The organism is Streptomyces chiangmaiensis (assembly GCF_036281785.1).
In the GTDB taxonomy this organism is placed as follows: Bacteria; Actinomycetota; Actinomycetes; order Streptomycetales; family Streptomycetaceae; genus Streptomyces; species Streptomyces chiangmaiensis.
In genome coordinates, this window is the sequence record NZ_JAYWVC010000352.1 from 1 (window position 1) to 5,010 (window position 5,010).

A 5,010-nucleotide genomic window follows, 5' to 3' on the forward strand; every position below is an offset into this window, starting at 1 on the left:
AAGGCGGCGCGCGCCCGCGCCGTGCGCGGGCCTTGATGAAGTAGGGAAAGTTCTATCCCGGTCGAGTCCCGTTCGAGTCCCGTTCGAGTCCCGTGCGGTGCCTTGTCTCGGTCGGGGGTGTCGCAGTGACCTCATCTGATGCTTGACGCCAAACCTGGTGGCTCTATGTGAGCTCGCCTGGTGCAGGGCCGAGATAGAGCGTAGCTAGTCGCGGCAGGAGCCAGCGCATCTGCTGGGCATCGTCGAAGTCGAACGATTCGCCCATGTTACGGCCGTCGTCGTCCGCGCTTGTCGCTGATGGAGCGAGCGGCAAGGTATGTCTCCCATGCCTCCCAGAAGTCGTCTGTGTCGCCGGTCAGCCGCTGGTACGCCGTGGATGAAACGAAGTTGAAGGCCTCATCGAAGATGACGTCCTGGTCGCCGACGGCTGCCGCGGTACGCACGGCAGGGTGCTCGGCGAGCGTGTCCGGGTGGGCAGCTACCTGCTCGTACCAATCGCGTCCGAGTGCCACCAAGCCTGCGGTGAAGTCGCTGAACCGGTCATCGGAGCAGCCTCCGGCGATCGGGCTGGTCAGAGCAAGATCCAGGCTCGTTCACCGGCGTCCATTCCCGTACGGATGCCGGGCCCATCGGGGCGAGGTGAACCGCTCCGGACGGCCGCGTACGGGGTGAATGAGACGGAAACTGACACGGGCGCGCGTTGGCGGAAGTCACCATCGACGACTGTCATCGGATCGTCTAAGCCCTCGCCACGCGCACCTGCCCGCCGCCGTAAGTGGCCCGGATATTCCAGGACAATTAGCCCTTGTCTGCCATCGCCCCGGACGGGTCCGCGCCCGCCCTTGACCCGCCGCGGCACCCCGATCCGGTCCATGGTCGGCGTATCCTCCCCCTGCTGCACCGCAGATCCCCCGAGTCTCTACACTTTGCGTCCATGTCTTGGGACCCCCAACACGGCAACCGTACGTATGGCGCGAGCGGCCCCAATGGCGTGTACGCCGGGGACGGTGCGTACCAGGACGGTGGCGACACGCAGGGCCTGCAGGTCATCTACGACCCGTACGGCGGCGAGGCGCAGGCGTACGACGCATACGTGGATCCGGCGGCGGCGCACGGGTGGCACGAGTCGGCGGCCCCCGATCACGGGGTTGCGCTCGGCGATGGTTACTCCCACCCGCAAGGTGCGTACGGTGACAGTCACAACACGTATCGGGGCGGCCACGACGCCCACGAGGGGGGCGGCACCCACGAGTCCGACCGTGGGGCCTCCGGCACCGAGCATGAGCACATGTACCGAGACGACGGATACGCCTACGGCGCCGACGAGGACCAAAACGACGCCGGGCATGACGACGGCTCGGTCTTCGTCGATGTATCGGGCCGCCGCAGCCGGCTGATCCGCCGTGCAGGTCTCGCTGTCGCGGCGGTCTGCGTTGTCTTCATGACCGCTGTAATCGCCGGATTCTTCAGTTCGGTGCCCTCTGGCGGCCCGCTGCCCTGGGGCCAGGACCAGAAGCAGGACCAGAAGCAGGACGATTCGAAGACGGCCACGGACCAGCCCGGCTCGACCGCCGAACCCACTGCCGATCCGTCCGCCAGGTCTGGGAAGTCGTCTGGGGAGTCAGCGGCCCCGAGCCCATCGGTGAGCGCTTCGAAGAGCGGTGGCGAGACCAAGGAACCCACCACCACCGCGCCCACGACCGCAGCCGCCCCCACTACGAGCGCGCCGGGCAGGGGGAACTCCAGCACCTCCCCCGGCCGCGGCCAGGGATCGACAAAGGGACCCAGGTGAGCCACCCACAACACAACACCGGAACGTTCCGTTCCACCGGCAGCAGTCGTTCCCCCCGCGCCAACCGCTCGGCCCGGTCGTCTGCGGTGACCCGCTCGACGCAGACGGCACCGCCTGCCAGAACCAACCGGCATGCCCTGCGGCGCGACCCCCGCGCCCACTGGCTGCTGCTTCTTCTCATTCTCGCGGTCGCCGCCACCGCGCTGCTGTTCAGCGGTTACGGGCGGCACGAGATAGCGCCGACCGGCGCCCCCGCCCATCACTGCACCGCCGCCCCCGCGGCGGTACGCGCGGGCGGCCCCCTGTTGAGCGAGGCCGACGGGAAGCTGCACAGCGCGCACCTCCCCGCCGAGAGGGTCGCCCTGACCTACGACGGCGGCCCTGATCCCGCCTGGACCCCGGCTCTGCTCGACGTCCTGAAGAAGCACCACGTCAAGGCGACGTTCTTCCTCTCCGGCACCCAGGTGGCCGCCCATCCGGACCTCGTGCGCAGGATCCACGACGAGGGCCACCAGATCGGCTCGCACACCTACACCGACGCCAACCTCGCGCAGGTCTCGGTGACCCGCGCGCGGCTCGAACTCGCCATCACTCAGAACACCCTTGCCGGCGCCGCTGGCCTCGGCACCCGTTTGGTGCGGCTGCCGCACACCGGGGACATCGCGTCTTTGTGTGCCGACCAGTGGGCGGCCGGGCGGGGCGCGATCGACGACGGCTACATCCTGGTCGCCGCCGATGCCGCCGACCGGAGCCCGAAGGGGGGTGAGATCCGCCAGTTCACCGGCTCGCCGCAGGCCGTTGATGAAACGGAGAGAATCTTGGCGTCCCCGCCGCACGGCGTGCGGTTCACGACGGTCGGGGCGGCACTTCGGATGCATGATGTCAACTACCGCGTCTCGGAGGCCACCGAGGCGAAGGGCACCGCCGTCGTGTGGGTGCAGACCCTGTCCCGGGGCTTCGCCGACGCCATGACCTGGCTGCTGGTGGCGGCGGGTGTGATCTCTCTGGGGCGCCTCGTGCTGCTGTTCACGGTCGCCCGCGTGCACGTGCGCCGCAGCCGCAGGAAACGGCGCCGCGGTAACCGGCTGCCGCGGGTCGATGAACCGGTCACCGTGATCGTGCCCGCGTACAACGAGGAGGCAGGTATTGAGGCGACCCTGCGTTCTCTGCTTGCCTCCACGTACCCGTACATCCAGATCATCGTGGTCGACGACGGATCGAGCGACCGCACCTTCGAAATCGCCGAGTCGGTCCGGGCGGAGGATCCGCGCGTGATGGTGGTGCGCCAGCCGAACGCGGGTAAGGCGGCCGCCCTCAACACCGGTCTTTCCTGGGCGCAGTTTGACATCGTGGTGATGATCGACGGTGACACGGTCTTCGAGCCGGAGGCGATCCGCAACCTGATCCAGCCGCTCGCCGACCCGCGCGTCGGCGCGGTCAGCGGCAACACGAAGGTCGGCAACCGGCAAGGCATACTGGGCCGTTGGCAGCACCTCGAGTACGTCATCGGCTTCAACCTCGACCGCCGGATGTTCGACATACTCGAATGCATGCCGACCGTGCCGGGAGCGATCGGCGCCTTCCGCCGTCAGGCGCTGATGGGCGTCGGCGGAGTCAGCGAGGACACCCTCGCCGAGGACACCGATCTGACGATGGCGCTGTGCCGCGCGGGCTGGCGGGTGGTGTACGAGGAGTCGGCGATCGCCTGGACGGAGGCACCGTCCACCGTCCGGCAACTCTGGAAGCAACGTTACCGCTGGTGCTACGGCACTCTGCAGGCGATGTGGAAGCACCGCAGGTCGCTGGTCGAGACGGGGTCGGCGGGCAAGTTCGGTCGCCGCGGACTGACCTATCTCGCCGTCTTCCAGATGCTGCTGCCGTTGCTCGCTCCGCTCGTCGACGTCTTCGCTGTGTACGGGCTGCTGTTCCAGAGCGCCGCCCAGGCCGGGGCCGTGTGGCTCGGCTTCACGGCCGTGCAGGTGCTCAGTGCCCTCTACGCGCTCCGCCTCGACAAGGAGAAGTTCGAACCGCTGTGGACCCTGCCACTGCAGATCTTTGTCTACCGGCAGCTGATGTACCTGGTGGTGGTGCAGTCGGTTGTCACGGCGCTGCTGGGCAGCAGGCTGCGCTGGCACCGGATGCAGCGCACCGGTTCGGCGACGGACACGCTGCAGCGGCAGCCGGCGTGAAGTCGCACGGCCAAGCCAGCGCAACGACGTCCCGGACTTCCCCGAGCCGTCGCCTGACCCACACGCCCACACACCCATCCATGTCACGAGGGGCGAAGAGGGCGGCAGAGAGGCAGGGCGATTGCAAGGTTGTCATGATCTCGTAGGTGTGCAGGTCACGTGGGTGTGACGATGCCGGGCGTGGCCGGGTCCGGATGCAACAAAGCTCCGTTGTGCAGGTGACCTTGCCAAGTCGCCTTCGCCCGACGGAGCTTCGATGTGCCGTCACTCTGCCACCGACTGCCTGATCAAGTCGCCGACTCGTCAGCAGCGGGAGATCGAATCGCTGCCGCAGCGGCTTTCCCAGCTGGCCGATCCGCGCTCCTGGCGGGGGAATCGTCACCCATTCGTGGCGGTGCTGCTGGCGGCCTGTTCGGCGGTGGGGGCCGGGGCGACGTCGTTCGCCGCGATCGGGTAGTGGGCCGGCAGCGCCCCGCAGGATGTGCTCTGCCGTCTTCGCGAATGGTGATCCCCGCTACTGATACGGAGTGTCTTGGGCTGTCGGTCGGCATGCTCAAGCTGCCCGCGCTGGTCGTCGCAGCCCCGGTAGAGCATTGCCGCCGGCAGCAAGACGAACGGATCGCGTACGGACTGCTGTGGGACCCCTCCGACCTGGTCTTCGCCACGACCACCGGCCAGGTGCTCGATGCTGCCAACGTGCGCCGGGCCTTTCGGTCGATCGTCAAGGCGGCAGGGCTGGCGCCGGAGTGGACGCCTCGGGAGCTGCGGCACAGCTTCGTGTCGCTGATGTCCGATCACGGTATCCCGGTGGAAAAGATCGCTCGCGTGGTCGGCCACAGCAGCACCACCACGACGGAGGTCGTCTACCGCAAGCAGCTCCGGCCGGTGATCACCGAGGGGGCCGACACGATGGATGTGATCTTCGGTGAGGATCGCTCAGAGGCTTGATCAATCGGCCCGTGGCTCCCCATGTGGCTCCCCGGATACCGCAAGGGCCTGATCCAACAAGTGGATCAGGCCCTTGAGCTG

The 5,010-nt window shown here is 67.9% G+C and carries 5 protein-coding genes; 4 read left to right on the forward strand and 1 reads right to left on the reverse strand.

Annotated elements, in window-relative coordinates; genetic code table 11:
• Positions 1 to 266: 266 nt before the first annotated feature.
• Positions 267 to 512, reverse strand: a complete 246-nt coding sequence (locus tag VXC91_RS42205; RefSeq protein WP_408057608.1) for a DUF4240 domain-containing protein — start codon at positions 510 to 512, stop codon at positions 267 to 269.
• Between the two features lie 422 nt (positions 513 to 934).
• On the opposite strand from VXC91_RS42205, the gene VXC91_RS42210 reads away from it, so the two are divergent.
• The 4 genes from VXC91_RS42210 to VXC91_RS42225 all read left to right on the forward strand — a co-directional run bounded on the left by VXC91_RS42210 (position 935) and on the right by VXC91_RS42225 (position 4,929).
• A complete protein-coding gene (locus tag VXC91_RS42210; protein ID WP_329512655.1) occupies positions 935 to 1,792 on the forward strand; it encodes a hypothetical protein in 858 nt (285 codons plus the stop codon).
• The gene (locus VXC91_RS42215; RefSeq protein ID WP_329512656.1) at positions 1,789 to 3,981 is read left to right on the forward strand and encodes a bifunctional polysaccharide deacetylase/glycosyltransferase family 2 protein; all 2,193 of its coding nucleotides are present in this window, start codon (positions 1,789 to 1,791) and stop codon (positions 3,979 to 3,981) included. The genes VXC91_RS42210 and VXC91_RS42215 overlap by 4 nt, the downstream gene beginning before the upstream one ends.
• A gap of 256 nt (positions 3,982 to 4,237) precedes the next feature.
• A complete protein-coding gene (locus VXC91_RS42220) occupies positions 4,238 to 4,438 on the forward strand; it encodes a hypothetical protein (RefSeq protein ID WP_329512657.1) in 201 nt (66 codons plus the stop codon).
• Between the two features lie 92 nt (positions 4,439 to 4,530).
• Positions 4,531 to 4,929 (forward strand): tyrosine-type recombinase/integrase, encoded by a 399-nt coding sequence (locus VXC91_RS42225; RefSeq protein ID WP_329512658.1) that lies wholly within the window; start codon positions 4,531 to 4,533, stop codon positions 4,927 to 4,929.
• Positions 4,930 to 5,010 lie beyond the last annotated feature (81 nt).

Coding starts and splice junctions, on each gene's coding strand:
- VXC91_RS42225 (WP_329512658.1), top strand. CDS start 4,531: ATGCTCAAGCTGCCCGCGCTGGTCGTCGCAGCCCCGGTAGAGCATTGC.
- VXC91_RS42210 (WP_329512655.1), top strand. CDS start 935: ATGTCTTGGGACCCCCAACACGGCAACCGTACGTATGGCGCGAGCGGC.
- VXC91_RS42220 (WP_329512657.1), top strand. CDS start 4,238: ATGTGCCGTCACTCTGCCACCGACTGCCTGATCAAGTCGCCGACTCGT.